This window comes from Paenibacillus sp. RC84, from assembly GCF_041260495.1.
In the GTDB taxonomy this organism is placed as follows: domain Bacteria; phylum Bacillota; class Bacilli; order Paenibacillales; family NBRC-103111; genus Paenibacillus_F.
On the sequence record NZ_JBGBYL010000005.1, the window covers coordinates 57,257 to 80,808 of the forward strand.

Here is a 23,552-nt window from a genome sequence, read left to right on the forward strand (position 1 = left end):
CATAGATAGGAAGATAGCCTTTGAAAACACTTGTGATTGCCGAAAAACCGGATATGGGCCGGACGATTGCCGCTGTCATCGAACCGAAAGCGGCGAACAAACGCACGTATATCGAAGGATCGGATTATATCATTACCTGGGCCATTGGACACCTTATAGAGCTTGCGGAACCCGATAAATACGATGAAAAATACAAGAAATGGCGTTTCGAGCATCTGCCGATTATTCCCGACGAATTCAAGCTGCTGCCGAATCCACGGACGAAAGATCAGCTCAAAGTGATCAAGGAAGTCGCCAAACAGTGCGACAAAATCGTCAACGCATGCGACGCGGGGCGGGAGGGCCAGCATATTTTCTCGCTCATTCAGCGTCACTTGAAATTGAAGCAGCCCGTCAAGCGTCTGTGGATCTCCGACTTGACCGCGGAAACGATCCGGAACGGCTTTCAGCAACTGAAGGACGGCTCCGATTTCGAAAATCTGACCAGAGCCGCACGGGCCCGGAGCGAAGCCGACTGGATCATCGGCATGAACGGCTCCCGGGCTTTTACGACCAAGCATAACGTGCTCTTATCCGTCGGGCGGGTTCAGACTCCCGTGCTGGCGCTCATTTACGACCGCCAAAAGTTGATCGAAGATTTCTCCTCCTTGAAGTTTTACGAGGTGGAGGCGTTTTTCGCCCAGGAGCAGACGGATTACCGTGGATTGTGGCAGGGAGAGCGCATTACGGACCCGGCCAAGGCCGAGGGCATTGCGGCGAAAGTAAAAGGAAAACCGGCCCGCATCGCGTCTTACGAAGTCAAAGATACGAAGGAATATCCGTTCAAGCTGTATGATTTGACGCTCCTTCAGCGGGAATCCAATGCCAAGCTCGGTTTTTCGGCGAAAAAAACGCTGGACGTGGCCCAGGCGCTCTACGAGAAGCACAAAGTCATTTCGTATCCGAGAACGAACTCGAACTATGTGACGGAGCAGAATATCCCGGAGATGCACAAAACGCTTTCGGCCCTCCAGGGAACGGCCTACGACGAGTGGGTCCGCCAGGCCAACCGGAATCTGGTCCACAAAAACAATAAAGCGATTTGCAACCCGGCCAAAGTGGAAGACCACCACGCGATCCTCCCGACCGGCAAACGGGCAAACGGACTGTCGGCCGATGAGCAGAAGGTGTACGATCTGATCGTGCGCCGGTTTTTGTCGCAGTTTTATCCGGCCGCCGAGTATAAGGTGCACACCGTTCTGACGGAAGTGGAGAAAGAAACGTTCAAGACGACCGTCAAGGAGCTGCTGCAGCTCGGATGGAAAGTGCTGTATCCCGAATCCAAGAAAGACGGCAAACGCGCAAAAACGAAGGACGACAAGGGAAAAGAAGAGGAAGAGGCCGAAGAAGAAGAAACGTCCGAGCCGTTTTCTCTGAACGCTTCTCTCGGCGCTCACTGCAGGGATGCGGCGGCCAAAGAGAAGGAGACCCAGCCGCCGAAAGCTTTTACGGAAGGCACGCTCCTGAAGGCGATGGAAAGCGCCGGCAAGCAGATTGAGGACGAAGAGCTGCGCGACGCGATGAAAGACTCCGGTCTCGGAACTCCGGCTACCCGCGCGGCGACGATCGAGCGCCTGAAGCATGTCGGCTACGTCACGATGCAGGGCAAGCGCATCACGCTGACGCCCAAAGGCCGGACGGCCGTGGAGCTGATCCGCGCGGCGGGCGTGGAACTGCTCACTTCGCCGGAGATGACGGGCCAGTGGGAGCGCCGGCTTAATGAAATTTCACGCGGACAAGCATCCGATGAGACGTTTATGCGAAATGTCAAAAAATTCGCCACGCTCATCGTTGACAAAGTCCGCGTCCAGAACCGCGCGGCGAGAACCGCCTTCGAGGGCGACGAGCCCGCCGGGAAAACGGGCGGACGGGCCGCGGCCGGCAAGACGCGCCGGAGCGCGAAAGCCTCCGGCACGGACGGCGCAGCCGCGGGAACGGCGCCCAAGGCGCGCGCAGCCGCAGGCAGCGCGGCCCGCGGAAGCGGAGCGCCGGCAGGCCGGGCGTCTTCGGCCCGGAGCGGTGCGGCCGGCGTCACAGCGGGACAGGCACCCGTGCGGGAGGCTGCGGGAGCGGATGCAGCCGCGCAGAACTCCCGGGGCGCCAGGGGGCAGGCTTCCGGCCGGAGCACCCGCGGCGCATCGGCCGTCCAGGGAGCTCCGGCTGCAGCTAGACCGGCGGACGGGCCGCGGGTAGTCGGCGCTTGTCCTCGGCCGGGCTGCGGCGGAACCATTTTTATGGGTAAGAAAGGATATGGCTGTTCGCATTACAAGACCGGCTGCACCTTCGTCATCTGGAAGGAAAGCTTCGGACGGAGCCTGACGGATGCCCAAGTGAAAGCACTGCTGGAAAAAGGCAAAACCGCCAAACTCAAACTGGAACGGCAGGGCGGAGAGGAAGTTTCGGCCCGGCTGGTTCTTGCAGATCCGTCTACCGGAAGACTGGAAACGGAGGAATAGGAAGGGGATATAAGCGATGACGATCTTGAAGAACGACTGGGCAGAGTTACTGTCGGAGGAATTCGAGAAACCGTACTATCTGAAGCTGAGAGAGTTTTTGAAGCAGGAATACACGGAGCGGACGATCTATCCGGAGATGCACGATATCTTTAACGCCCTGCACTATACGGCGTTCAAGGATGTGAAGGCGGTTATTTTGGGGCAGGACCCTTATCACGGCCCCGGTCAGGCGCACGGCTTGAGCTTTTCCGTCAAACCGGGCGTACCCGCCCCGCCTTCCCTTAAAAATATGTTCAAGGAAATGAAGGAAGACATCGGCTGTCCGGTCCCGAAAACGGGGTATTTGAAGCACTGGGCCGACCAGGGCGTGCTCCTTCTGAACACGGTGCTGACCGTAAGGGCCGGTGAAGCGAATTCCCACAAGGGGAAAGGGTGGGAGCTTTTTACGGATAAAGTTATCGAGACGCTGAACCGCAAAGAAACACCCGTTATTTTTATTTTGTGGGGCAGTCATGCGCAATCCAAAACGCAGCTGATCGACTTGAACCGGCACGGCGTCATCAAAGCTCCTCATCCGAGTCCGCTTTCCGCCCACCGGGGGTTTTTCGGCAGCAAGCCATATTCGAAAGCCAATGCATGGCTTCGGGAGCAGGGAATCGAGCCAATTGACTGGTGTCTGCCGGAATAAACGGGAACGGTTTGAAACGAGGGACTTTTAGATTCAGATCATCATTCGAAAGCCGCGCGCATGCGCGGTTTTTTTGTTGCTTCCCAAGTGCCGCAGATGTGCTTGTTCAATTTTGTGAAGTAACGATAGTAGGAATGATAGAATCCGATTTCACGAACGGGATACCTGACTCGCCTCAGGTCGTCGCAGAGGCCTGAGTGAGGACCGCCTTTTTTTCTTGCGACTAATCGCTCAAATTCGCATATATGTAAATATATGGTTAAATAGAAGGACGAAGGCCATAAAGGGGTGGAACATGATTAAAAAAATCGGGCTTGTTGTGCTGCTTGCAATTGCCGCTGGTGTCACTTTTTACAACTGGAACGAGTACAGGGAGAAAAGTGTAGCGGATGTAATACCGCTTCATGCCGGTGAATTGACTTGGATGGGTTTTAGCAAAAATCGGCCTGCGCTGGACGATAAACCGTTTGAATGGGGAACGAAAGAGAAGAAGCCGATGGATGAACTTCTCGCGTTTTTAAGCCAATATAAAGTGAAAAGAAAGCATCTCGGCTACGAAACGTTGAGTCAAGAGGTAACTGCCTTGAGGAACTCCGAGTCCGCTTTCGAATTTGAACTCGCGCGCGATAAAGCCGAAACGGTTTTGATTTACGCAAATAACAATACCGTTTATGTTTTGATGGACCGCTTGTACGAAATTAAAAACGGGCCGATTAACAGGGAATGGATCGATGCTTTCAATGAAAAATACCGGAAGATTTACGGGAATTCTTAAGCCTTCGCATGAAGGCTTTTTTTGTTGCGGATTCATTGGCCGTAATTTTTGGTTGACAAAAAATGAAAGTGGGCTTATCTTTGGTTTAAAGGTTTAAGTGTTTAAACATATGAACTTAATTAACGATCAGATGGAGGTTTCTTCTTATGACAACACAAGCATCGTCACGCGTCTTAATCATTCAAGGACATCCCGACCGGGAGAGCTACTGCACCGCTTTGGCGGAATCGTACCGCAAGGGGGCAACCGCCGCCGGAGGGGAAATCCGCTTCGTTCAGATCAGCGATCTCGATTTCAATCCGAATCTGGCTTACGGGTACAGAAAGCGGACAGAGCTGGAGCCCGACCTGCTTGGAATCCAGGAGTCGATTCGCTGGGCCGACCACGTCGTGTTCGTGTATCCGACCTGGTGGTGGACCATGCCCGCTCTTCTCAAAGGGATGATTGACCGGGTATTTTTACCGGGCTTCGCTTTTAAGTACAAGAGCAAGGACTCACTCATCTGGGAAAAACTGCTTAAGGGGAAGAGCGCCCGCCTCATTGTGACGATGGACACACCGGTATGGTATTATCAAACTATAGGCGGAATTCCCGGCCACAAGGCGATGAAGAAGGGGATCCTCGAATTCAGCGGATTTAAGCCGGTACGAGTAACAATGCTCGGATCGCTCAAACTATCTACGGCGGACAAGCGGAAATCCTGGCTGAACAAAGCCGAGAACCTCGGCCGCAAGCTGATTTAGGCGTCCTCCTCCGACATCCACTTGGGCCGCATCGATGAAGAAAGATGTGATCGTATGAGCGGAACAACTGAACGGACTACCATGGAATACTTCGAGCAGTGTACGAATCTGTTCCGGACATTGGGAGACCCGGCCAGACAGCAGATTATTTTGCTGCTCGGCAAGCACGGGCCCATGAACGTCAAAAGCATCACGGAGCATTCGCACCTGTCGAGACCGGCCATTTCCCATCATCTGAAACTGCTCAAGCAGGCGGAGATCGTAACGATCCGTCAGCAGGGCACGGAAAAATATTATGCGCTGGATGCGGGATCGGCCATGAGGCTCATGAAAGATCTTATCGCGGCATTCGAAAAAGAATGCCCGCCGGAAGCGGCGGGCGGGGGAGAAGGCGTGGGTGAGTCTTGCGAAGGCGGCGCCGCTGCCGAACGTTAGATGCCGTACATGCTGCCGAAGGATGCAAGAGCATCCTGGAGCGTGGCAAGCAGGCGGAAAAAGCCGGGCGTGGAAGGAAAATGACAGGCAAGAACGAAGCAAGAACCAGGTAAGAACGAAACAAGACGAAGCGAGATGAAGCAGGAACGAAGCAAGAACCGAGCAAAAACGATGCTGGAAAGAGTCTGTAAAGAACACAGCCCCGGCCGGAGCGCACCCTGAGCAAGGCATGTACTCCGCCGGATCAGATCAGAAACATCGCGACGACGGTCGTGACGCCCAGGCCGATCATCACCGGCTTCAGGTTCCGCCAGGCGAGCTCGAAAGGATCGACCCCGCAGATGGCGGCGGCGGGAATAAGCGCCCACGGGATGAGCGTGCCGCCTCCGACCCAGATGGCGGCCACCTGGCCGAGAGCCGTCAAGGTGGCGGCTCCCGCGCCGAGGGCGGAGGAGAACAGGTGGGCGACCGAACCTGCCAGCGAGATGCCGGAGAAGCCGGAGCCGTCCAGCCCGGTGATAGCCCCTACGGCTGTCAGCGTGACGGCGCTTGCGGCCGGATGGACGGGCACGGTCTGGGCCAGCGCCAATCCGAGATCGTTCACGATCCCGTGTGAAGCAGCCGGGAGGACATGCCCGTACAGCTCGGTAAGAGCCGCGTCGCCGAGGTAAAAGAAGGCCGCGATCGGAATGACGGGGCCGAATACCTTAAACCCGAAATGAAACCCGTCCACCAGGTAAGCGGTCGTTTTACCGAACCCGCCCCGGCGGTGGGCCATGAGCGAGACGAGCAGCAGGATCAGGGCGGCCGTCCCGCCGATCAGAGCGGTCGCTTCCCCTCCCTGCAGGTTCAGCCGGAACATGGCCGCAATGTCGGCCGCGAACAGCAGGGGAATCGCGACGGCGAGAACCAGGCGCCGCCTGCCGGTCAGCAGCTTCCCGCCGGAAGAAGCGCCGCCGATGACCGGCGCCGGCGGCTTGATGGCGCTTTCCGGCTTCAATGCGCCGCTTCTCAAATCGCGCCGCAGGAACCAGAAAGCGGCCGCGGTCGTGACCGCTCCCATCACGGCGACGAGCGGGATGGAAGCTTCCATGACGCTGCCGACGGGAAGGCCGGCGGCGTCGGCGGTCAGCTTCGGAGCGGCCTGGATGACGTAGTCGCCGGAAAGCGCGATGCCGTGGCCGAACAAGTTCATGGCTACGGCCGCCCCGATGGCCGGCAGACCGGCACGGACCGCCGCCGGGAGCAGCACGGCCCCGATCAGCGCAACGGCCGGCGACGGCCAGAAAAACCAGGAAACGGTCATCATGACGATGCCGATGATCCAGAAGGCCGCTCCGGGGCTGCGGATGAGCTTCGCCGCGGGGGAAATCATCGTGTCGCTGACGCCGGACAACGAGAGAACCTGGCTCATGCCGACGATGACCGAGATGACGAGGATGGTCGGCAGAAGCTCTTTCATGGCATAGATCAGGCTCGTGAAAATGCCTCCGACCGATTGGGGAAGAGAACCGGTAGCGGCGAGGCCAAGCAAGAAAATGCCGATCAGGCAAACCGGCGTCGTATCTTTACGAAACAGCATAAACCCGATAATTAGGGCAATAAAACATACATAAACGACATGCAGTCCCACCAGTTCCACACTCACGGGAATCCCTCCGTCTTGGGCTTACATCCTGTACTGCTACAGCTTATGCAGGTCCCGTACGAAGGTTCCGGGCCGATCCTGGCCCGTCCATGCAGCAAAAAGAAACCCCCTCGGGCGAGGGGGTTTTTAGCAGTTAATAAGAATAGTTATTTATCATCTAAAGGTTGTTCCTGCTATTTAAATAGGGGCAAATTTGTAAGGGATAGGTATGTAGGGTCAGCTTCATTTCATCTCTATTTATACGGGTTTGCTGGCTTGCTTACTTAGGCTGCTCCTCCGCGCTTTCAGTTTTGACGCTGAATTCGCATTTTTCTCTGGAGTAAATCATGGTACAGCTATTGAGGCTCGAACGGATTTTCACCTGGTCCTGGTTGTATTTCTCGATAAAACCTCGTCCGATTTGGACATACACATCGTTGTGATCCATTCCCCAGATGTAGACTTCGGTCTGCGAAAGTGCTGCGGCGAACAATTCGATATCCATTTCCAACAACTTCGTTCCATAAATCATCTCATCGTACACCCCAACTCCATAGTAAATCGTTTTTCTATCGTTCCTATCAATATAGACAGGTCGAGGCTTCCGATAATCACACGTCCTGGCAGTTTTTTTTGTCCGGAGTCAGTTTCTTTTGTCAAAAATCGCGGGATTCGCTACAATCAGAGAAGGTTAGACAGCAGGTTAACGGATAAAGGGGAAAAAAGCATGAAATTCGAAGTGAAATTTATCTCATTTTTTGTCATACGCGAAGAAGGGACGGGCAAGGCTTACCGTCATTTTCAGACTCTGGACGGGGATGCCTACGAAGGCAGTGCGCTCGAACAGTTTCTGGGCGGCGAGTTTGCCCGGCTGGCTAAACGCAAAGTGGAGCGTAATCCGCAGTCCGAACAAGTTCCGACCAAAATCGGACGGTTTATAACGGAGCCGGGGTGCGGCCTCGAAACGAATCCAAACTACAATATGTTCGCGAGACTTCGCAGCGCCTCGTCACGAGACGATTTTCTGAAAGAAAGCGACGAGCTGGCAAGAGCTTACATCCAGACGAGTTCGGTGCGCAGCGGAGCGCTCATTACGGCCAGCGCCAAGCTGCCGCAGTATTTCGACGAGCCGTTCGTATTCGTAATGAAATGCGATTTCGAGCCCAAAATAGCCCGCATTACGGATGAATCCAGCCTGTTGCATGAAGTGGAAATGGCCATCAACGCGAAAAATATGAAAGCGATCCAGTATCCGTATATGCCGGAGGTCGGCATGCTTGAGGACTGGGAGCTGAAAATCCATCAGCCGTCGCACGCCAAATACTTCGAGGATCTGCTTAAATTCGTGGAATATGAAAAATCGATGCCGGAGCTGCTTAATCATCAGGTTGTCAATCTGGTTCAGCAGCATATCGAGCAGACGCTGGAAGCACATCCCGAGCAGAAAGAAGCGGAGGAGAGGGACCTTGAACTCTGGGCGGCAAGCGAGAAGCGCGAGCTGCAGGAGAAATGGGCGCCGGAGCTTGTCATGGAGGCGGCCAACTTTCTGGTGGAGCAGCAGCCGGATCTGGGCATGACGTTTAAGCTCGATCATTTGACCGTAAAAGGGAAACTCGCGGATTACGGGAGAAAAGTACATTTTGCCAAGTTCGGCGATCAGTATGTCGTCCTGCTGAGCGGCAGCTCCCTCCATTTCGAGAAGGGAGTTTCACCCGTGGAGCTGCTTCAGCCCGAAGATATCCAGTCCGTTCTGGCACGGCTGGAACGCGAAGCCGCGGAGGACGCCGGCGGCGGAGATTTTTAAAAGACGGCTCCGCCCCGGACCGGGGTGTGCTAAAATAAGGATTATGGGCAAGGGAGCTGATGAGCTGTGGGAATCTTGGACGGTTTATTGGGAAATGCTTCGGAAATGTCTCCGGAGAAGCTTCAGAAGGAACTGGAGCCGTTTCTTATTCCGGGCGAGCAGGTGCAGGTCGCGTACAAAATCATCCGGGACGGGTTCGTTTTTACGAACAAGCGCCTCATTCTGATCGACAAGCAAGGGGTAACGGGCTCCAAGGTCGAATACATGTCCGTGCCTTACAAAAGTATTATCCGGTTCGCGAAAGAGAGCGCGGGGACGTTCGATCTGGATGCCGAGCTTAAAATCTGGCTGTCAAGCACGCACGAGCCTATCGTCAAGAAATTTAACAAAAGCGCCAACATTAACGACGTGTACGCGATGCTCAGCCGGTATGTATTGGGATAAAACGCATAAATAAAGAAAGCCTCCGGACCGTAAGGACCGGAAGGCTTTTTTCGTGTGAAGACGGAATCCTGCGGAGAAAAGAAGTTACTCCCCTAAAACGTTTTCGGGCTTCGGTTCTGGACCTTTGCCGTCGGCCAGCTTGTCGCCGAACTGGTCGAGTCTGCCCGGATGACTGGCCGGACCGCGATTTTTGGGCTTGCTGTTTCTTCCTGCCATGGAATCCACCTCCGTTTGTTAGTTTGCTTGCACGGTGCACAATTCATGCACCGAACGAAGGCGGAATAGTGAGAAAAACAGCGAAGAGCCGCGCGCAAAAATTGGCGTACGATTCTAACTATACAAAATGTATTTATGTTGATACAATATGTATCGAACAACCTATTAATCTCTCATCACAGCAAACAGGAGGTAGGGAATGGGAGGAGCGACGAACCGGTTTTCGCATCCTTTGGAACCGCAGCTGGTACGGGTCAACAAAAATTTGTACATCAGCCGGGGAGACCCGCAGTATTTCGATAAAGTCATCCGCTATGCCGATAAAACGTCTCCCGAAGCACATTTTCGCATGGGAGAGCGGGCAAGGCAGCAGGGGAACCTGCCCCGGGCGCTTTTTCACTATCACGAGGTGATGAAAACGTACCCCTCCCCGTTCTACTCCGACGCCAACCGGGCCGTACACGAGCTGGCGAAGCGGGAGGAAAACGATCTGGCGGGAGTCCGCCAAGAGCTGGAGGCGGCGACGGGAAGCAAATTCAACAAATTTTTGCGGACTTTCCTCTACGCGCTCATCGTTATCAATTTGGTCCTGCTGGTCGTTCTCCTCTCGGGAGCAGGAAACAAACAGACCGCTTCCGCAGCGGAAAACGGAAAGCCCTCAAGCTACGAATCGCATGCATCTCAGCCTCAAGAAAGAAGCAGCTTCTCGCCGGAAGCTGCTTCTTTACGCCCGGAGGAATTTTCCGGCGTGAAACCGGACGAACGGCCTTATCTGCTGCGGCTGTCCCCAGATACGGGCAGCGCCCGGGCGGAGGCGATCCTCCGGGAGGAGATGGAGCTTCTTATCGGGCGGAATCCGCAAAAAAGCCGGGTTATTTACGTCATCCGGCTGACCGGACAAGACGCGCTCCCGGGTATGGACGAACAAGCGGTCCCGGTTAAGGACCCCGCCGAAGTGAAGGGCGCTTTCGCGGCGGCGGAATATGCGCCGACGCTCCGCAAAACGGCGGAGATTACCTATCTGGATGAAGGTGCGCCGCGCGCTCAGGTGCTGACGCGGATAGGCACCCAGCTCATCCGCACGTCGCTCGGGGCCTACGCGGCGGACCACGGAGGGAAATTTCCGGCAAGCCTGGACGAACTGGTCCGCGATTATCCCGGAAATTACCTCAGCTTCGTGCCGCGGGAAGCCGTGACGGGCTCCACCCGGGTGAGCCCGTCTTACGACGGCGGTGGCGGGTGGGTCTACCGGCCCGCCGCCGGAGATGCAGGTTCGGCCCTGACGCCGAACCTGCCGGGGGCTGCTCTTGCGGGTATCCTCCTTCCCGCAAGCGCTGCCGCACAGGCGAACGTCCCGTTCGAGCCTGTGCGGGTGACCGTGAGCAAGCGGGAGCACCGCTTGCTCTTAACCGCCGGAGGCGCGGTGCTGGAGGCCCGCGCCGGAATCGGCCGTCCGGAGTCGCCGACGCCGGACGGCACGTTCGCCGTGCAGGAGCGGGTCATCGCTCCTGCGGGCAGGACGCCGGGCGTGTACGGCGCCGCGGCGCTGGGTCTGGGCGCCATCGCGGTGCACGGCACGGCGGATGCCGCTTCTGTCGGCGCCGGGCGCTCGCTCGGCTGCATCCGGGTCGGCGATGCCGACATGCAGGCGCTGTTTGCGCTCGTGCCGAAGGGCAGCGCGGTCCGCATCGCCGATGCTGCGCCTGCGGCCGGCGGTTTGTCCGCGTCCAAGGCCGGGCCTGCGTCAGGAGCCGGATCCGCGGCCGATGCTGCGTCTGTCTCGGATGGGGCGGGCGTGTCTGCCGTCGCCGGCGGGCTGGACCTCGCGGCGGCTGCCGAAGCGCTGCGCCCTCCGGGAGCGCCTGCCGTGCGGGAACGAGCCCCGGAGGGGACCGTGTTTCACTGGCTGGGCTGACTGCACCCGTTATGTGAATACAAGCGTCCGGAGAGGGGGAGTTTCCCTGCCGGGCGCTTTGTATTTCCTTCCCGTATCCCCTACAATAGAAAGAAAGGAGAGTACGGAAACGAACCGGTTCTATAGCGCAGCAGTATAACGGCAGAAGTTTCCGGACACACAACATCCGGGAGGAACTTATGATGCTTATCATGAACGAGAAAATAAAAGCGGCCGAGGTGGAGCTTACGGGTTTGAACGGGGAGAACCTCGGAGTAATGCCAAGGGAAGAAGCGCTTAAGCTGGCGAAGGCAGCGGACGCCGATCTGGTCTGCACGTCTTTGATGAGCAGCCCGCCCCCTTGCAAGCTTGCCGCCCGCGGCACGGCGAAGCAGGCAGCGCAGAAAGACAAGCAGGCGGCCCGCCGTCAGGACAAGCCTCTGAAAGTGAAGGAGCTGAGGCTCACCGTTCACGTCGAAGACCACGACTACGAAACGAAACAGAGGCAGGCCGAGAAGCTTCTGGCTTCCGGGAACGCCGTACAGCTCGTCGTCCGCATCCAGGGCAAAGAAGGACCGAAAGCGAAGGAGCTTCTGGAACGGCTGGTTAAGGATCTGTCCGCCGCCGGCACGAAAGAGACGAACATCCAGGTCAGCGGCAAGCAGGCGGCAGTACGCGTCAATCCGTCATAGAAAATCGCCTCCGGTATCCGGCGCAGAAATGAATGCATATTTCCGGGTACTGAGTCAGGCACGAAAACTAGCGGGATTGTCCGCAGGTGAACCCCGCCATGCGGTGCCGTACGTAAAATTGCGCTGCACTTGCAGCGCAGGCGGCGTCCCGCAATCCGGCGCGTTCCCTGCGTCCCGGCAAAAGAGCCGTCTCCCTTTCGAATCAGGGAGACGGCTCTTTTGCCGTTCACATCTGCCCGTTCCGGTCGGGACGGGCAGCTTCCTTCCAGCGAGCGGGGGATCGCTTCCGGTTCTCCCCGCGGAAACGGGCCCTGCCCGGCCAGCCGGGCGTTCTGTACCCAGCGGTCCGGTTTGTTCGTGCCTGCGACGGCCGTCGAGATGCCGGGAACCGACATGGTGAAGCGAAACGCTTTTCCGATTGAATCTTCCATCGCTTGTTTGTGACGCTAAGGCCCCTTTGAGCCGCCGGGAGGCTGCCCCATCCATCTTTTTTGCATGTAAGGGTCAAAAAAACAGCTCCAACCCGGACGGGTGAAGCTGTTTCGTAATGCGCGGCGCAATCGCTGTATGGGTGCGTTTCGCCACTGCGTTAAAGGGGCTGCTTATTTCAGGTTTTCGGGGTTCAGGCATTCCAGCTCGGGAATAACGAAACGTCCGTCTTTGCGGATAAGCACGTCGTCGAACCAGATTTCGCCGCCGCCGTATTCGGGACGCTGGATAAGCACGATATCCCAGTGAACGGAAGAACGGTTGCCGTTGTCGGCGATTTCATAGGCTTGTCCCGGCGTGAAATGAATGGAACCGTCGATTTTTTCATCGAACAGGGTGTCTTTCATCGGGTGCAGAATGTAAGGGTTCACGCCGATCGCAAATTCACCGATATAACGTGCGCCTTCATCCGTATCCAGAATTTCGTTCATGCGGGCGGAGTTGTTGCTCGTCGCTTCAACGATTTTTCCGTTTTCGAATTTCAGGACGACGTTCTCGAAAGAAGTTCCGGAGTAAACAGTCGGCGTGTTATACGAAATGATACCGTTTACGGTGTTGAGCACAGGAGCGGTGTACACTTCGCCGTCGGGAATGTTGCGTTTGCCGCAGCACTTGATCGCCGGAATGTCTTTGATGGAGAACGAAAGATCGGTTCCCGGAGAAACAAGGCGTACCTTGTCGGTACGGTTCATGAGCTGGACGAGAGGCTCCATCGCCGTTTCCATTTTGCTGTAGTCGAGGTTGCACACCTGGAAGTAGAAGTCTTCGAACGCTTCGGTGCTCGTGTTGGCCAGTTGGGCCATGGAGCCGTTCGGATAGCGCATGACGCACCATTTCGTATGGTTGACGCGCTGGTTGGTCACCGGTCTGGAGTATACGCTCATGTACAGCTTCAAGCGGTCTTCCGGAACGTCCGCGGTTTCCGTCACGTTGTCGCCGGCGCGCACGGCCACGTAAGCCTGCATTTCTTTCATGCGGCTCAGTTCGATTTCGGCTTTTTTCTCCAGCGTTTCGCGGGTAGCGCCGAGCATCATGCTGCGGTTGATCGCGGGATCGCGGAGTTCGACGATGGGATTGCCGCCGACCGCGTACACTTCTTCGATAAAACACTTCGCGAGCTCCGGATCTTTAACGCCGATCAGCTCGATGAGGATATTTTCGCCCGGCTGAAGTTCAACCGAATAACGGATAATGTTGCGTGCAAATGTGACCATTCTTGGATCTCTCATGGGCAGGAACTCCTTCTATGTAAAAAATGTCAGTACGGGGTACTGAAGGCATGCTTCTTCCCATTATAGTACATTTTGGGGATGTGTAGAAGACGGCTCCAAAAATAGTGTGAAATATGGAACGTACATTCTTCTGGCGGTCAATTATTTCGTGGAATCTGCCGTGCGCCTGAGATTACAGTGTGTTCATCGGGACCGTTTCGGGTAAAATGAAAGCAACCACGCAAGACTAATCGAAAACGGCTACAAGGAGGCGTTCGCAAATGGCGAGAGGCAATACGATGGTGCCTTTTGGATACGAAGAAGAGCCGCCCGCTCAGCGCGGAACGCTGCTCGTTTTTGAAACGTTTGAAGACTGGTCGGAGCACGAAATCGGTCTGGTAGAAGCGATCGCGGACGAACGCAAATTCAGGAAAGTCGTCTTTTATCCCCAGCATGAAGAAAGCTTGAAGCGGATGGGCGTACCCTGCGCGGCTGCGTATCACAAACGGGTGAAGATGCTGGAAGACCTGCTACAGGACAAGTCGGCGGAGCGATATACCGTAGACACATGGGAGGGCAAGCGCAAAAAATATACGCCTGTCGACACGTCGCTCCGGTTTTTGACCGACAAATACAACAGCCCTTATTTTGTGATGATGAACGATCGTTATGCAGCCATGTTTGCGGGGTACAAAGGTTTCGACGAATGGATTCGGAAGGTCCGGCTGCTCGTCTGGAGACGGTTCGGCGTGCCGCTTCCGGGCAAGCTGCTGGCTTACGGGGACCGTCTGGACTTTATCGGAGAAAACGGGGAAAGCGTTGAAGCCTAAAAAAAATTAACCGAAGGTCAATTCACAAGCGTTCCAGCCGATGGTACAATAGTCGAGGTGTTTTTCATTAGGCTGGGAGGTTTATCATCATGAACATATCGTCGGTAAAGACGATGAGTCCGACACGCCGCCTGGTGCTTCTGCTGCTGGTTGTCATCATTTCTGGTTTAAGTCAAGGGCTTCTGCTCCCGCTGCTTACCATCCTGCTGGAGCAAACAGGGGTATCTTCGGGAGTAAACGGGTTTAACGCCGCCGCCATGTATATCGGCAGCTTCGCGTCCATGTTCGTAGTCGAACGGATTCTGTTCGCGCTCGGGTACAAGAAAATTTTAATTCTCGGAATCGCTATGGAAACAGTGGCTATTCTGCTGATCCCCGTATGGGGGAATCTTACGTTCTGGTTTATTTTGCGGTTTATTATCGGATTCGGAAATTCCATCCTGCATTACACGACGCAGCTATGGATTCTCACCTCGGCTCCTCCGGAACGACGGGGCCGCTATATTTCTTATTACGGCATGGCCTACGGAGTCGGATTCAGCATCGGTCCGGCGGGCATCAATCTGCTCGCGCTCGGTTCCTACGCGCCGTTTTTGACGGTGGCGGTGTTCTACACGGTCGTTATATTGCTGCTGCAAAGGCTTCCCGACCAGAAGGTCCAGTCGGAAGGAAAAGAGTCCCCCGCCCAGAAGCGGTACGGCATCGCGGCCAAAATCGCCTGGTTCGCGCTTATCCCGACCTTCCTGTACGGCTACACCGAAGCGGTGCTGAACAGCAGCTTCCCGCTCTACGGTCTTCGGCTCGGACTCAGCGATACGTCGGTATCTATGCTGCTTCCGCTAGTCGGTTTCGGCGGACTGATTCTGCAGCTGCCGCTCGGCATGCTGAGCGACAAAATCGGCCGCAAGCCGGTGCTTTTGGCGGCCGCCGCGATGGGAGCCGCCGCTTTCCTGGCCGTGCCGTTCGCCGGAAGTTCCGTATGGGGAATCGGCCTTCTCCTGCTGACGGCAGGGGGCATGATCGGGTCCTTCTTCTCGCTGGGACTCGCGTATGCGGCCGATCTGCTCCCGCGGGAGCTTCTTCCGTCAGCCAACGTGATCGGCTCGATTCTGTTCAGTATCGGCAGCGTTGTCGGGCCTAATCTGGGGGGGCTGGGCATCCAGTATATCTCCCTCAGCAGCCTCTTCTTCCTGCTTGGCTCCGTGTATGTCTTGTTCGTTCTTACCGGGCTTGCGGTCCGGTCCCGCAAAAGGGGAGGGGCCGGAATCGGGCAAGCGTAAACTATCCCGGGGATTATCGTCCGGTTTGCGGCCGCCGACGGCCGTCAGCGTCTATCTATCCGCGCGGCTGTGCCCATGTGTTTGCAGCCTGCCGGCCGGATGCCTGCTTATAGCAGTCAGCAGACGTCGGCTTACGAGGCAGCGATCCTTTTCCGACACAAAAAGACCTGAATGCAGCCGAGGCTGTATCCAGGTCTTTTTTATGCGTCTACGGTTGCAGCCGCTGCTTTGCTTTGGGAGTTAATTAAGATCCGTCAGCAGGGTATCCATGTAGCTTTCCGTTAAGGTGGTGAGCAGGCGTATGCCGATCTCGTTTTCTCCGCCTTCGGGAATGATGATGTCCGCATACTTTTTGGAAGGCTCGATAAAGGCATCATGCATCGGTTTTACCGTCGTGATGTACTGATCGACAACCGATTCCAGAGAGCGGCCTCTTTCGTTCGTATCCCGCATAATGCGGCGCAAAATTCTGACGTCCGGGTCCGTATCGACAAATACTTTGATGTCGAGCGCTTTGCGCAGGTGCTCGTCCGTCAGGACGTGGATGCCTTCGATCACAATGATCGGCGTGCCTTGAATGTGCAGCGTTTCCGAGGAACGGGCATGTTGTGTAAAATCATATATGGGGACCTGAATCTCACGGCCTTTCCGAAGTTCGCCGAGATGCTTCAGCAGAAGTTCATTTTCAAACGCGTTCGGATGATCGTAATTGATTTTGGCGCGTTCATCCATGGACAGCTCGCTGCGGTCCGCATAGTAATTGTCCTGGCAAATGAGTGTTACGTTTTTCGTTCCGAGCTCGTCTATGATCGAACGGGCGACCGTTGATTTCCCCGAACCGGTTCCCCCGGCTATCCCAATGACTAACATAAATTATGAAGGCCCTCCCTGTTCAGCGCCCTTTAAGATAAGGCCGGCGCTTTATATACCCTGAATAGTTTATCATACTGTAGAATTTTTTCAAAAAGAAAAAGCTCCTTTCGGAGCGTAATTCACCGGACTTGCTTCGGCGTATGGTAATGATCTTCGCTTACTTCCAGATCCTGCTTGGCTTGCTGCAGCTGTTCGATCGTCTGTTGGAGCTGCTGACCGTACCGATCCCCGTCGAACGAACGGATTTGGGCGGCCGCTTCGGCTACCTGACGTTTGGCCGAGCCCAGTTTGGCCTGTGCCCGCTGGATCGCATTCGGATCGGCCTGTGTAATGGCCCCCTGAAGCTCGTGCTCCGCTTCCTGCGCCGCCAGAATGGCCGCGTCCGCCGCCTCGACGGCATGCCGGATAAACTGCTGGTGCTGCTGACTTTCTACCATGCGTAACAACCTCCTTTTTCTATACGATGTACATTTGCGGGCAGATTCATTCGGTTATTTCCCTTGGCGGAACTATATTTCCTGGGTAAGCGCAAAACTCGATAAACGTGCCAAAATTTCGACACAATATTCTGACAATTCAAAAGGCAATCCGTAATTGTTGAACAACTCGTTATGGAGCGACGCGATTTGGGCACCCTACGAAAGATAACGACAGCGGAGGTGAATGTGCAATGCCGTTCAACAAATCGACCAAAATAGATGACAAGCAAAACAAAAGCCGGTTGAAATCGGAAGCAGTGACCTTAAATTCACGCAAAGCATCGGAGTATGCGCCGAACTTAAACGAAATTAATAAAAACGAATCGTAAAACCTGAAGAGAGTTCGCCCGCTTGTGAAATTCTCATGAATAGACTTGATCCGGCGCTGTTTCCGATAAGGACAGCGTTTTTTTGCTTGGGTCAGAAAAGTTTCTAAAGGTTAAAAAAGTTTCCCTATTGCAATATTTATTGTTTTAGGGAATAATAACAGTGAAAAGAGAACTTTTTTTTGCTCTTTATTTTTCCTTAGGGAAACATATTTTCCTCGAAGAAAGAATGTGTCTAATGAGGGGTAAACCGCTGAATAAGTTCGCTTACTAAGGATCAGGAGGAGAAACAAAAATGAATCGATTGCATGAACGGGCTTCGAAAAGACTCGGGAGATGGAAGAGCCTATCCCTGGTGGTTTTGATCGTCGGAAGCGTGATGGCTTTGTCGGCCTGCAGTCCCAAACCTTCCGCAGTGGCCGGGGATAAGGCCGGAGACGCAGGCAAGGTGCGCATTACGACCACGATCGGTATGATTGCCGATATTGCACGCGAGATAGGCGGGGAACATGTAGAAGTAACCAGTTTGATGAAATCGGGGGTCGATCCCCATCTATACAAAGCTTCCCAAGGAGATATCTCGAAGCTTGACAAAGCGGACATCATTTTTTATAACGGTCTGCATCTGGAAGGGAAGATGACGGAGATTTTGGAACAAATGGGAGGCAAAAAACCGACGGTTGCCGTGTCTGATCCCATTGACCGCAAGGAGCTCCGTTCGGGAGACGATGCCGGTACCCAGTATGACCCCCACATCTGGTTTAATGTGAAACACTGGATGACCGCTTCGGAAAAAGTCCGGGATGAACTGATCCGATTCGATTCCGCTCACGAACAGGATTACCGCGGCAAGTCCGACGCCTATTTGGCGAAATTAAAAGAACTGGATACCTACACCCGGTCCGAAATTGCCACCATACCTGAAAGCGCCCGGGTTCTTGTTACCGCGCACGACGCCTTCGGCTATTTCGGTGACGCATACGGCATCAAGGTTATGGGCCTTCAAGGGATGAGCACGGCTTCCGAATACGGGTCTAAGGACGTGACCGATCTGCGCGATTTTCTGGTGGCCAACAAAATCAAAGCCGTTTTTATCGAATCCAGCGTTCCCCAGAAAGCGATAGACGCCGTTATCGAAGGCGCGAAGCAGAAAGGCCATGAGGTCAAGATCGGAGGTACTTTGTATTCCGACGCCATGGGTGAGGAAGGCACGAACGAAGGCACGTATATCGGAATGGTCCGCCACAATGTCGACACGATCGTGAAAGCTTTGAAATAAACGAACCAAGGAGGATGTATCATGCAGATTCAGCATCTCGCGCAGGAAAACCGGCAAAAGCCGCCCCTGCTCATAGAAGAAATGACCGTCGCTTACCGGAAGCAGCCGGTACTCAGGCAAGTCACTTTCGCGGCTCCCGAAGGAAGTCTGGTCGGCATAATCGGACCGAACGGCGCGGGAAAATCGACCCTGATCAAGGCGGCGCTCGGTTTAATCCCGCGGGTAGAGGGGCGGGTGTCCATTTACGGCAAGCCGTACCGGGAACAGCGCAAACGGGTCGGTTACGTTCCGCAGCGGGAATCGGTGGACTGGGATTTCCCGACGAATGCGCTTGATGTCGTCACGATGGGGACCTACGGCCGGCTCGGCTGGTTTCGCAGACCCGGCGGGGCCGAGCGGAAGCTGGCGCTGGATTGCCTGGAAAAGGTCGGGATGGCCGACTTTGCTTCCCGTCAGATCAGCCAGTTGTCCGGCGGGCAGCAGCAGCGCGTTTTTCTGGCAAGAGCTCTGGCTCAAAACGCGGACTTGTATTTTATGGATGAGCCGTTCGTCGGTGTGGATGCCGCAACGGAGCGTGCGATTATTACGCTGCTGGAAGAGCTGAGAAATCAGGGGAAAACGGTGCTGGTCGTCCATCATGACCTGTCGACTGTGGAAGAATACTTCGATACGGTCATGCTGCTGAATGTCAGTCTGATTGCCGCGGGTCCCGTATCCGAAGTATTTAACCGAAACAATCTTCAAAAAACTTACGGGGGTCGTCTGGCTCTGCTGGACCGGCGTTTGTAGAAGCTAACGGAAAGGAGTGGGGTTGCTTTGCTGAATTGGTTAGAAGCTTTGAAGGATCCCAATACGCAGTGGATTCTCTACGGCAGTTCGCTGCTGGGACTTAGCGGCGGTGTGCTGGGCAGTTTTGCTTATTTGCGGAAGCAGTCTTTAATGGGAGACGCGCTGTCTCACGCGGCGCTGCCCGGCGTGTGCGCGGCTTTTATGGTGACCGGGTCCAAGTCTATCCTGGGTTTTCTTGCAGGAGCCGCTATCTCGGGTTTATTAGCTACGTTAAGTATCGGCTGGATGACCCGGCACTCCAAAATAAAGCAGGATACGGCTCTAGGCATCGTTTTATCTGTCTTTTTCGGTTTCGGCATTGTTCTGCTGACTCAGATTCAGCACAGTCCCAGCGGCAATCAGAGCGGACTGGATAAGTTCTTGTTCGGGCAGGCGGCATCCATGGTCATGAAGGACGTCTATACCATGGCGGGCGTTTCCGTCCTGCTCTTGCTCGTTTGCTCGCTGTTTTACAAAGAGTTGAAGCTTACCAGCTTCGATAAGGGATTTGCCAAAGGAATCGGTTATCCGACCGCGCTGCTCGACCAGTTTGTCCTGCTGCTCATTCTGGTTGCCGTCGTTACAGGCATTCAAGCGGTAGGGGTCGTTCTGATGGCGGCGCTGCTCATCACCCCGGCGGTCGCGGCAAGATACTGGACGGAAAAGCTCGGAACCATGGTCGTTCTGTCCGGCTTGTTCGGTGCGATAAGCGGTGCGCTGGGTACACTGCTCAGCACGATCGGCAGCAATATGCCGACGGGGCCGCTCAGCGTTCTTGCGGCAACGGCCTGGTTCCTGGTTTCGCTCGTGTTCGGCACGCGCAAGGGACTCATGCCCAAACTTCTGCTTAAATGGTCGGTATACCGTTCGGTTCAAAAGGCGAAACTCCCGTATGGGGGCAAGGGAGCGCAGAGGGAAGGGGTGAGTGTCGGTGATTAGCGCATGGATTATTCTAACCGGCGTTCTTGTCGCTTGCGCCTGCTCTCTGGTCGGGTGTTTCCTGGTATTGAGGAATATGGCCATGATCGGCGACGCCATCAGTCATTCCGTTTTGCCGGGTATTGTGATCGCATTTCTGATCAGCAGCTCCCGGGATTCCTTCGTCATGATGCTGGGGGCATCCGCGGTCGGTCTGCTTACCGTTTTTTTAATCCAGTTTTTTAAGCAGAGCGGAGTACAGGCCGATGCTTCCATCGGTGTCGTCTTTACGGCGCTTTTTGCGGTAGGGGTCGTACTTGTCAGCCTTTATGCGGGTCATATCGACCTGGATTTGGATTGCGTTCTGTACGGTGAAATTGCTTATGTGCCCTGGGATACCCTCACGATTGCCGGAATAGCCGCGGGGCCCAAAGCAGTCTGGGCGGTCGGTCTGACTCTTCTCCTCAGCCTGCTGCTCATCGGAATGTTTTTCAAGCAATTTAAACTCTGTTCCTTCGATCCGGCGATGGCTGCCGCTTTGGGAATTCCCGCGGCGTTGTTTCATTACTTGCTCATGGGGCTCGTGTCGATGACGACTGTAGCTTCGTTCGAAAGCGTAGGCGCTATTCTCGTTGTCGGTATGCTCGTCGTGCCGCCTGCGACAGCCTATCTTCTGACGGAACGGCTGAGTCTCATGATTCCGCTCAGTATGGGGATCGGAGCGGCAAGCGCGGTTCTGGGTTACGGGTTAGCCTACCTGCTGGACGCATCCATAGCGGGCTGTATCATTTGTGCCGCGGGAGGGTTGTTCGTCCTTGCTTTTCTGTTTTCTCCCGGTCAAGGCGTCGTAGTCCGCAAGTGGAGCCGGACCCGCCTTTCTGATAACCGGAAACCCGCGTAAAAGCGGGTTTTTATTTTGCGCTCAGGAAGCGGATTTGATAGGGAAAGCTCGGGACGGGCTCCAAAAGTAAGAAAATCCCCGTAAAATCACGATGCATACCGTTTTGTTTAGCGGTAAAATTGTAGTATGCTAATCATACTGGAACGAGAGAAATAAAGGGAGGGGCGTAAATGGCTTCACTTGGTTTGGTGCTTGAGGGCGGAGGAATGCGCGGCGTTTATACCGCGGGGGTTCTCGAGTATTTAATGGAGAAGGACTGGTACGTTCCTTACGTAATCGGCGTTTCTGCCGGCGCATGCAATGCGGCATCGTATCTTTCCCGGCAGCCGGGGCGCAATAAAAAAGTCACGATCGGGTTCATTACCGACCGCAGATATATCAGTTACCGCAATCTGATCCGGGAAAAGAGCATCTTCGGAATGGATTTTATCTTCGACGAGATCCCGAATAACTTGGTTCCATTCGATTTTCAAACCTTTTACGGAGAAAGTCATGAACTGGTCATCGGAACGACGGATGCGCTAAGCGGAGAAGCGGTCTTTTTCCGGAAAAACGAAGCGCCCGAAATGTCGCTTTCGCTTATCCGGGCTTCAAGCTCGCTGCCGTTCGTCTCTCAGCCCGTGCTGTATCAGGAGAGAACGCTGTTTGACGGCGGCATCACGGCGCCCATTCCGATTCATCAGTCGATGAAAGACGGGAACGAACGCAATATCGTGGTGCTCACCCGCCCGAAGGGCTACCGGAAGAAACCGTTCAAACAGCAGTGGCTGGCTCAGCGGTTTTATCCGTCCTATCCGGGTCTTGTCCGTGCAATGGTAGAGCGCAGCCTGGTTTACAACCGGACGCTGGATGAAATCGAGCGGCTGGAACGGGACGGCAAAGTAATCGTGATCCGTCCGTCAGCCCCATTCAAGGTAGGGCGGATGGAGAAGGATGCGTCCAGGCTCGAAGCGCTGCACGATCTGGGCTACAAAGATGCCTCGGAAGCGAAAGAAAAATTGCAGGAGTGGCTGAATTAGCGGACAAGCCCTGCCCTTTACCTGGACAAACGGGGACCGTATGCTATAATAGACCCAGAAATGCACGACAACCGAATAAGACGCAGGGGTGCTGGAATCGGCCGGCTGAGATTGTATCCCATAAAGATACTGACCCTTACACCTGATCTGGATAATGCCAGCGTAGGAAACCGTACGGATACTATCGACTTTATGTGCGCTCCCGATCAGGGGGCGCTTTTTGGCTTGTCTGCGGATAAAGAAGGAGAGAAGACGATGAAACGGGTTATACGTACAACAGCGCTTGCCGCGGCTTTTGCCGTTGCGCTTGCCGGATGCGGCAAATCAGGGGGAAATGAAGGGGCGCAATCGTCGCCGGAAGCGGCTCAGACGCCTGCCGCGGTTCAGAAAACGGACATCAAAGTCGTTCTGGACTGGTCGCCCAACACGAATCATACCGGCCTCTACGTCGCTAAAGCCAAAGGCTATTTTGCGGAAAAAGGGTTAAATGTAGACATCATCCAGCCGGGAGCGGGAGGCGCGGACGCCATGGTCGCTTCGGGTGCAGCGGACTTCGGCGTAAGCTACCAGGAAGGAATTACGCAGGCCCGTACGCAAAGCGTGCCGATCGTTTCCATTGCGGCGATTATTCAGCACAATACGTCGGGTTTCGCCTCTCCGGCCGCTAAAAATATCAAGAAGCCCAAAGATTTCGAGGGTAAAACATACGGCGGGTGGGGATCTCCGGCCGAGAATGCGATGATCGACTCGCTGATGCAGACCGATAAGGCCGATCCGGCGAAGGTGAAAATCGTCAACATGGGCGACGCGGATTTCTTTACCGCCGTGAAGCGCGATATTGATTTCGCCTGGATTTATTACGGTTGGACAGGCATTGAATCCGAGCTTCGCAAGGAGCCGTTGAATATGGTTTATCTTACCGACTACTCGAAACAGCTCGATTACTATACACCGGTCCTCGCCACTAGCGAGAAAGTGATCAAAGAAAAGCCCGAGCTCGTCAAATCGTTCCTGGAGGCGGCTTCGAAAGGCTACCAGTTCGCGATCGACAAGCCGGAGGAGGCGGCGGGAGTTTTGTCCGAAGCGGTACCGGAGCTGGACAAAAATCTCGTGCTAGCCAGCCAAAAATGGCTGAGCCCGAAATACAAGGACGATGCTCCGCGTTGGGGCGAGCAGAAAAAAGAGGTATGGGAAAATTACGCGAAGTGGATGCTCGATCACAAGCTTCTGGAGAAAAGCCTGGAAGCCGATAAGGCCTTTACGAACGAGTTTCTGCCCGCTTCCGGCAAGTGATGTCCGAAGCGGT

24 protein-coding genes and 1 riboswitch are annotated in these 23,552 nt (G+C 55.1%); of the genes, 18 read left to right on the forward strand and 6 right to left on the reverse strand.

Going from position 1 to position 23,552, the window contains the following annotated elements; translation table 11 throughout:
* Nucleotides 1-20: 20 nt before the first annotated feature.
* The 5 genes from ABH899_RS12840 (at nt 21) to ABH899_RS12860 (ending at nt 5,136) form a co-directional block, all read left to right on the forward strand.
* Nucleotides 21-2,495, forward strand: a complete 2,475-nt coding sequence (locus tag ABH899_RS12840; RefSeq protein WP_369996601.1) for a type IA DNA topoisomerase — start codon at nt 21-23, stop codon at nt 2,493-2,495.
* Nucleotides 2,496-2,511: 16 nt separating this feature from the next.
* Nucleotides 2,512-3,183: a uracil-DNA glycosylase gene (locus ABH899_RS12845; RefSeq protein WP_369996604.1), complete on the forward strand. Its 672-nt coding sequence runs from the start codon at nt 2,512-2,514 to the stop codon at nt 3,181-3,183.
* 295 nt (nt 3,184-3,478) lie between these two features.
* Nucleotides 3,479-3,958 carry a hypothetical protein gene (locus ABH899_RS12850; protein ID WP_369996606.1) on the forward strand — a complete coding sequence of 160 codons (480 nt, stop codon included), beginning with the start codon at nt 3,479-3,481 and terminating at the stop codon, nt 3,956-3,958.
* Between the two features lie 146 nt (nt 3,959-4,104).
* Entirely contained in the window at nt 4,105-4,701 is a 597-nt protein-coding gene (locus ABH899_RS12855; protein ID WP_369996608.1) for an NAD(P)H-dependent oxidoreductase, read from the forward strand.
* Nucleotides 4,702-4,755: 54 nt separating this feature from the next.
* Nucleotides 4,756-5,136 (forward strand): ArsR/SmtB family transcription factor, encoded by a 381-nt coding sequence (locus ABH899_RS12860; RefSeq protein ID WP_369996610.1) that lies wholly within the window; start codon nt 4,756-4,758, stop codon nt 5,134-5,136.
* A gap of 244 nt (nt 5,137-5,380) precedes the next feature.
* Here the strand turns inward: ABH899_RS12860 and ABH899_RS12865 are convergent, their stop codons facing one another.
* Both ABH899_RS12865 and ABH899_RS12870 read right to left on the reverse strand, forming a co-directional pair.
* Nucleotides 5,381-6,784, reverse strand: a complete 1,404-nt coding sequence (locus ABH899_RS12865) for a hypothetical protein (RefSeq protein ID WP_369996613.1) — start codon at nt 6,782-6,784, stop codon at nt 5,381-5,383.
* 259 nt (nt 6,785-7,043) lie between these two features.
* Nucleotides 7,044-7,295: a hypothetical protein gene (locus tag ABH899_RS12870; protein ID WP_369996616.1), complete on the reverse strand. Its 252-nt coding sequence runs from the start codon at nt 7,293-7,295 to the stop codon at nt 7,044-7,046.
* Nucleotides 7,296-7,490: 195 nt separating this feature from the next.
* Here ABH899_RS12870 and ABH899_RS12875 point away from each other — a divergent pair, with 195 nt between their 5' ends.
* Complete coding sequence (locus ABH899_RS12875) at nt 7,491-8,567, forward strand: DUF3900 domain-containing protein (RefSeq protein ID WP_009672722.1); 1,077 nt, start codon at nt 7,491-7,493, stop codon at nt 8,565-8,567.
* 66 nt (nt 8,568-8,633) lie between these two features.
* Entirely contained in the window at nt 8,634-9,011 is a 378-nt protein-coding gene (locus ABH899_RS12880) for a PH domain-containing protein (RefSeq protein WP_009672891.1), read from the forward strand.
* 84 nt (nt 9,012-9,095) lie between these two features.
* Here ABH899_RS12880 and ABH899_RS12885 read toward each other — a convergent pair whose 3' ends face one another.
* Nucleotides 9,096-9,227, reverse strand: coding sequence for a hypothetical protein (locus ABH899_RS12885; protein WP_009672691.1), 132 nt, complete (start codon nt 9,225-9,227; stop codon nt 9,096-9,098).
* A gap of 199 nt (nt 9,228-9,426) precedes the next feature.
* Here ABH899_RS12885 and ABH899_RS12890 point away from each other — a divergent pair, with 199 nt between their 5' ends.
* The 3 genes from ABH899_RS12890 (at nt 9,427) to ABH899_RS12900 (ending at nt 12,257) form a co-directional block, all read left to right on the forward strand.
* The gene (locus ABH899_RS12890) at nt 9,427-11,142 is read left to right on the forward strand and encodes a L,D-transpeptidase family protein (protein WP_369996621.1); all 1,716 of its coding nucleotides are present in this window, start codon (nt 9,427-9,429) and stop codon (nt 11,140-11,142) included.
* Nucleotides 11,143-11,324: 182 nt separating this feature from the next.
* Nucleotides 11,325-11,813, forward strand: a complete 489-nt coding sequence (gene infC, locus ABH899_RS12895; protein ID WP_170318622.1) for a translation initiation factor IF-3 — start codon at nt 11,325-11,327, stop codon at nt 11,811-11,813.
* Between the two features lie 219 nt (nt 11,814-12,032).
* Nucleotides 12,033-12,257 (forward strand): hypothetical protein, encoded by a 225-nt coding sequence (locus tag ABH899_RS12900; RefSeq protein ID WP_369996624.1) that lies wholly within the window; start codon nt 12,033-12,035, stop codon nt 12,255-12,257.
* Between the two features lie 158 nt (nt 12,258-12,415).
* Here ABH899_RS12900 and ABH899_RS12905 read toward each other — a convergent pair whose 3' ends face one another.
* Nucleotides 12,416-13,531 carry an aminopeptidase gene (locus ABH899_RS12905; RefSeq protein WP_217559246.1) on the reverse strand — a complete coding sequence of 372 codons (1,116 nt, stop codon included), beginning with the start codon at nt 13,529-13,531 and terminating at the stop codon, nt 12,416-12,418.
* Nucleotides 13,532-13,794: 263 nt separating this feature from the next.
* On the opposite strand from ABH899_RS12905, the gene ABH899_RS12910 reads away from it, so the two are divergent.
* Both ABH899_RS12910 and ABH899_RS12915 read left to right on the forward strand, forming a co-directional pair.
* Nucleotides 13,795-14,343, forward strand: coding sequence for a hypothetical protein (locus ABH899_RS12910; RefSeq protein ID WP_369996627.1), 549 nt, complete (start codon nt 13,795-13,797; stop codon nt 14,341-14,343).
* Between the two features lie 89 nt (nt 14,344-14,432).
* On the forward strand, nt 14,433-15,623 hold the full coding sequence (locus tag ABH899_RS12915) for an MFS transporter (RefSeq protein WP_369996630.1): 1,191 nt from the start codon (nt 14,433-14,435) through the stop codon (nt 15,621-15,623).
* Between the two features lie 240 nt (nt 15,624-15,863).
* Here ABH899_RS12915 and udk read toward each other — a convergent pair whose 3' ends face one another.
* On the reverse strand, nt 15,864-16,493 hold the full coding sequence (gene udk / locus ABH899_RS12920; protein ID WP_009672846.1) for a uridine kinase: 630 nt from the start codon (nt 16,491-16,493) through the stop codon (nt 15,864-15,866).
* Nucleotides 16,494-16,615: 122 nt separating this feature from the next.
* Complete coding sequence (locus ABH899_RS12925) at nt 16,616-16,933, reverse strand: hypothetical protein (protein ID WP_009672723.1); 318 nt, start codon at nt 16,931-16,933, stop codon at nt 16,616-16,618.
* Between the two features lie 663 nt (nt 16,934-17,596).
* Between ABH899_RS12925 and ABH899_RS12930 the strand changes: the two genes are divergently transcribed.
* The 6 genes from ABH899_RS12930 to ABH899_RS12955 all read left to right on the forward strand — a co-directional run bounded on the left by ABH899_RS12930 (nt 17,597) and on the right by ABH899_RS12955 (nt 23,539).
* Nucleotides 17,597-18,580, forward strand: coding sequence for a metal ABC transporter solute-binding protein, Zn/Mn family (locus ABH899_RS12930; RefSeq protein ID WP_369996635.1), 984 nt, complete (start codon nt 17,597-17,599; stop codon nt 18,578-18,580).
* 21 nt (nt 18,581-18,601) lie between these two features.
* Nucleotides 18,602-19,369, forward strand: a complete 768-nt coding sequence (locus ABH899_RS12935; RefSeq protein WP_369996638.1) for a metal ABC transporter ATP-binding protein — start codon at nt 18,602-18,604, stop codon at nt 19,367-19,369.
* A gap of 27 nt (nt 19,370-19,396) precedes the next feature.
* Nucleotides 19,397-20,347 carry a metal ABC transporter permease gene (locus ABH899_RS12940; RefSeq protein ID WP_369996641.1) on the forward strand — a complete coding sequence of 317 codons (951 nt, stop codon included), beginning with the start codon at nt 19,397-19,399 and terminating at the stop codon, nt 20,345-20,347.
* A complete protein-coding gene (locus tag ABH899_RS12945) occupies nt 20,340-21,227 on the forward strand; it encodes a metal ABC transporter permease (protein WP_369996644.1) in 888 nt (295 codons plus the stop codon). The genes ABH899_RS12940 and ABH899_RS12945 overlap by 8 nt, the downstream gene beginning before the upstream one ends.
* Before the next feature lie 170 nt (nt 21,228-21,397).
* Complete coding sequence (locus tag ABH899_RS12950) at nt 21,398-22,246, forward strand: patatin-like phospholipase family protein (RefSeq protein ID WP_369996647.1); 849 nt, start codon at nt 21,398-21,400, stop codon at nt 22,244-22,246.
* Nucleotides 22,247-22,320: 74 nt separating this feature from the next.
* Nucleotides 22,321-22,433, forward strand: a riboswitch (TPP riboswitch).
* Between the two features lie 68 nt (nt 22,434-22,501).
* Nucleotides 22,502-23,539, forward strand: a complete 1,038-nt coding sequence (locus tag ABH899_RS12955) for an ABC transporter substrate-binding protein (protein ID WP_369996649.1) — start codon at nt 22,502-22,504, stop codon at nt 23,537-23,539.
* Nucleotides 23,540-23,552: the final 13 nt, after the last annotated feature.

Excerpts from the sequence above, each read along its gene's own strand:
- ABH899_RS12845 (WP_369996604.1), top strand. The coding sequence starts at position 2,512 with ATGACGATCTTGAAGAACGACTGGGCAGAGTTACTGTCGGAGGAATTC.
- ABH899_RS12850 (WP_369996606.1), top strand. The coding sequence starts at position 3,479 with ATGATTAAAAAAATCGGGCTTGTTGTGCTGCTTGCAATTGCCGCTGGT.
- ABH899_RS12855 (WP_369996608.1), top strand. The coding sequence starts at position 4,105 with ATGACAACACAAGCATCGTCACGCGTCTTAATCATTCAAGGACATCCC.
- ABH899_RS12860 (WP_369996610.1), top strand. The coding sequence starts at position 4,756 with ATGAGCGGAACAACTGAACGGACTACCATGGAATACTTCGAGCAGTGT.
- ABH899_RS12870 (WP_369996616.1), bottom strand. The coding sequence starts at position 7,295 with ATGATTTATGGAACGAAGTTGTTGGAAATGGATATCGAATTGTTCGCC.
- ABH899_RS12875 (WP_009672722.1), top strand. The coding sequence starts at position 7,491 with ATGAAATTCGAAGTGAAATTTATCTCATTTTTTGTCATACGCGAAGAA.
- ABH899_RS12885 (WP_009672691.1), bottom strand. The coding sequence starts at position 9,227 with ATGGCAGGAAGAAACAGCAAGCCCAAAAATCGCGGTCCGGCCAGTCAT.
- ABH899_RS12890 (WP_369996621.1), top strand. The coding sequence starts at position 9,427 with ATGGGAGGAGCGACGAACCGGTTTTCGCATCCTTTGGAACCGCAGCTG.
- infC (WP_170318622.1), top strand. The coding sequence starts at position 11,325 with ATGCTTATCATGAACGAGAAAATAAAAGCGGCCGAGGTGGAGCTTACG.
- ABH899_RS12905 (WP_217559246.1), bottom strand. The coding sequence starts at position 13,531 with ATGAGAGATCCAAGAATGGTCACATTTGCACGCAACATTATCCGTTAT.
- ABH899_RS12910 (WP_369996627.1), top strand. The coding sequence starts at position 13,795 with ATGGCGAGAGGCAATACGATGGTGCCTTTTGGATACGAAGAAGAGCCG.
- ABH899_RS12915 (WP_369996630.1), top strand. The coding sequence starts at position 14,433 with ATGAACATATCGTCGGTAAAGACGATGAGTCCGACACGCCGCCTGGTG.
- udk (WP_009672846.1), bottom strand. The coding sequence starts at position 16,493 with ATGTTAGTCATTGGGATAGCCGGGGGAACCGGTTCGGGGAAATCAACG.
- ABH899_RS12925 (WP_009672723.1), bottom strand. The coding sequence starts at position 16,933 with ATGGTAGAAAGTCAGCAGCACCAGCAGTTTATCCGGCATGCCGTCGAG.
- ABH899_RS12930 (WP_369996635.1), top strand. The coding sequence starts at position 17,597 with ATGAATCGATTGCATGAACGGGCTTCGAAAAGACTCGGGAGATGGAAG.
- ABH899_RS12935 (WP_369996638.1), top strand. The coding sequence starts at position 18,602 with ATGCAGATTCAGCATCTCGCGCAGGAAAACCGGCAAAAGCCGCCCCTG.
- ABH899_RS12950 (WP_369996647.1), top strand. The coding sequence starts at position 21,398 with ATGGCTTCACTTGGTTTGGTGCTTGAGGGCGGAGGAATGCGCGGCGTT.
- ABH899_RS12955 (WP_369996649.1), top strand. The coding sequence starts at position 22,502 with ATGAAACGGGTTATACGTACAACAGCGCTTGCCGCGGCTTTTGCCGTT.